This window comes from Clostridia bacterium, from assembly GCA_036562685.1.
GTDB lineage: Bacteria > Bacillota > Clostridia > Christensenellales > DUVY01 > DUVY01.
The window spans coordinates 1-3,208 of record DATCJR010000111.1; the positions used below are offsets into that span (position 1 = coordinate 1).

Genomic DNA, 3,208 nt, shown 5'->3' on the forward strand with positions numbered 1-3,208 from the left:
TATTGTATTAAGCCATGCTCCCTCAATAAGATCATGACTAAGAATTCGATTTTTGGGCAATTTTCCCTTTAGCTTTTGATTAAATCTTTCAACGTCTATAATACCTTTACCGCAAAATAAGCCTTGATTAAATGCATCTGACCCCAAATTGGTACATCCAAAGGAATAAACATCATACCCTCTGTTATCAGAAAAAGCATAAGAAAATGGAGTTTTGATTGATGTCAATGGATTGGAATGAACAGCAAAGCCCATCAAATCATATTTATGGTTTTGAGGATGAGCCATGGTTTCTATGATTTCTTTGCATTGCAAAGTAAAAGAATCGCTATCTAATGCAATCAAATATTTGATTTTTTGATTGGTATCACCCAAGACAAGACAAAAGCTATCTAATGTATCATCACCGCAAAGAAAAGAAATAAGTTTGGAAATCGCTCCTCTTTTTCTCTCTTCGCCTGAATAGTTATTGTCGTTTGGGTTATATGTTCTTTTTCGCCAAAAAATATTATATTCGTTTTCATTAAGATGTTCATAAAAAAGTTTGCGTGCATACCGTAACAACTCATCATCCTGTTTGCTTTTTTCTTGATTTGAAGTCAAAAAATCCAGTAATAAGCAAAATTTAATATTTTTGTGATTATTAACTGTCTTTAATTTTTTTAAGTTTTCAATTGCATTTTTCAGTTCTTGCTTATCGCTAATAAGCTGAGAAATTACAGCCATAGTAAGATATTCGTCAGGAATACCTTGTAAAAAATCAATTCTTAATAAAGGCTTATGTCTAACCAAAGAACATAATAGCTTATTGACAAGAGCCGTAAAAATGAAAATATATATAGGCAAAGAAATTATAAAATAAATTAGCGCCTTCCATATAGCATTAAAGAAAAAATAAGAAATGAGTCCGTTAGTTCCTACAGCCAAAAATAATATACTAAAGATATATAATATAGCCTTTGCTTTTTGATATTTTCGTTCAAATAAGTTATGTGCTATATGACTACCCTTAGCGTTAATTAAAGTTATAAGATGACGTGCCAAAAACAATTCATTTAGCCTTTTTTTTCTAGCTAAGCGCGACAAAGTCTCAAGATACAGCATTTTGCTATATTCTGTACTTCTTTTATAAACTCCTGCCTCCTCGTTAAGCAAAATTTTATTAATTGGTGAAATATCCAAAATAAAAGAAGTGTTAACTATCTCATTTATAGTTCTTAAAGAATTGATAACATTTGAGATTAATATATTATATCTAATTATTTGACGGTTAAAGCTGTCCAATCGTTGAGAAAAATCAAATCCAAGTTTTTGACAGTATTTTGCTATTTCGTCAATCTTCTTGCTGTCTTTGCATAAGTTAATTCCATAAATAAAACTATTGTTCTTTAAACTTTCATTAATTTTATGTTTATATTTTTTTGAACATGCTTTTAAAATATTTTTATTAATTACAATGCTTTTTAAAGAAATGATAGCGGCATATTCCAAAAGGCAATATTCAATCATAGTCTTTATATGCCGACATTCATCAAATGACAATGGACATTCTGCTTGATATATATTTAATAATTCTTTTATTCTCTCTTTGCTCAAATAGCCGTCGCTGTATCTAATAATGTAATTTATTAATTCATAAATCCTTGGACGGTCATTTATTAATGGCAGCTTGGGCATTCTTTGCAATTTTTGACTAACATCCAATAAAATGTCTTCTAAAAAATAATTATTATCATAAAGCCATTTTTCAAATTCCAAAAGATTATAGCCCTTGGCAGATTTTTTGCTGATAATCTTATATGCTTTTGATATTTTGGATGCAATAACGCTTATATCCATTGAGCCATTTTTCGATTTAATTATCTTATGTTCAACTGATAAAGCTCTGATCCTTTGTTTTAATTCATCAAAATTAACATTAACGCCAAGTTCAAAACGGGGGTCGCCATGCCACCCTACAATCTTCAAAATTAATCCAAATATTATAACCGTAATTACAATCCAAAGATATTGCATATTGATTTATTATTTCCTAAGGTCTGTAATCTTAAACAGTAAGATAAGGACAGGCAATTTTCGACAAAAATCAACATATATATGTATAGCTGCTTTTATAGCTTTTTTATTTACTTTTTTTGATTTGGGCGGATTTAATGATAATTGAAAACCTTTTTACATTTTTAAGTAAGATATTTTTTTTCACTTCTTATGTCAACAATAAGGGAACATTCCCCAAACCCTTAACTCAGGAAGAAGAAAAAAAATATCTAGAACTTTACAAACAAGGCGATATTCAGGCAAAAGATATTCTGATTCGCCATAACTTAAGACTTGTCGCCCATATTGTAAAAAAATTCAATAATGCAGCTGAAGTTGACGATATGATTTCAGTCGGCAGTATAGGCCTAATAAAGGCTATTAACACATATTCCCATGATAAAGGTACTCAACTTGCGACATATGCCGCAAAGTGCATTGAAAACGAAATATTGATGTATATTCGTGCCAATAAAAAGCACCGCACCAATTTGTCTTTGGCTGACACTGTAGGCATTGACAGAGAAGGCAATGAAATTACATTAATGGATTTGTTATTTATTAAAGAAGACAGTATTGTTGATCAAGTAGAAAATCACATACTTCTAGATAAGATTATGGATATTATAAAGCAAGTTCTTGACAAACGGGAATATATGATTATAAAAATGCGTTATTCTCTTGGCGATCAAAAAAGTATGACTCAAAGAGAAGTAGCTGCGAAATTAGGAATATCTCGTTCATATATATCGCGAATAGAAAAAAAAGCTCTTGCAAAAATACGCAATGAGCTTGCAAAATGCAGTTTAAAAAATTAAAACTGTCATTTATTTTTCATTTTTATAAGCTTTTATAATTTCACCGACAAAAATTTTGTGATAATCTTTTTGAGGGTAATTTTTTTCAATCTCAGGATCAAGAAAATTATTATTATCTAAAGCACTAATATATATCTTTTTGCAGACAATCACGAGTTCACTCTCTTCAAAAAAAACTGTATTATCTAAAAAAATAGGTGTTAGATTGCATGCTTTTGTTTTGTCTATATCCCTGCCCGATTTTGAGCCGCAGATATTGTAAACTTTTTTATCTGTCATAACATTAAGCGAAAAATAATCATTTTTCTCAACAAAATCTAAAGTATAGCGGGTCGGTCTTATAAAAATTGTTG

General features: G+C 29.8%; 3 protein-coding genes. 1 reads left to right on the forward strand and 2 read right to left on the reverse strand.

Annotation, left to right across the window (positions count from 1 at the left end):
- A partial coding sequence (locus tag VIL26_05180; protein HEY8390325.1) for a hypothetical protein occupies nucleotides 1-2,016 on the reverse strand: 2,016 nt, incomplete at its 3' end.
- A gap of 137 nt (nucleotides 2,017-2,153) precedes the next feature.
- On the opposite strand from VIL26_05180, the gene sigK reads away from it, so the two are divergent.
- Entirely contained in the window at nucleotides 2,154-2,855 is a 702-nt protein-coding gene (gene sigK, locus VIL26_05185; GenBank protein ID HEY8390326.1) for an RNA polymerase sporulation sigma factor SigK, read from the forward strand.
- A gap of 9 nt (nucleotides 2,856-2,864) precedes the next feature.
- On the opposite strand, the gene VIL26_05190 is transcribed toward sigK, so the two are convergent.
- A partial coding sequence (locus VIL26_05190) for a flavin reductase (GenBank protein ID HEY8390327.1) occupies nucleotides 2,865-3,208 on the reverse strand: 344 nt, incomplete at its 5' end.

Coding starts and splice junctions, on each gene's coding strand:
- sigK (HEY8390326.1), top strand. CDS start 2,154: ATGATAATTGAAAACCTTTTTACATTTTTAAGTAAGATATTTTTTTTC.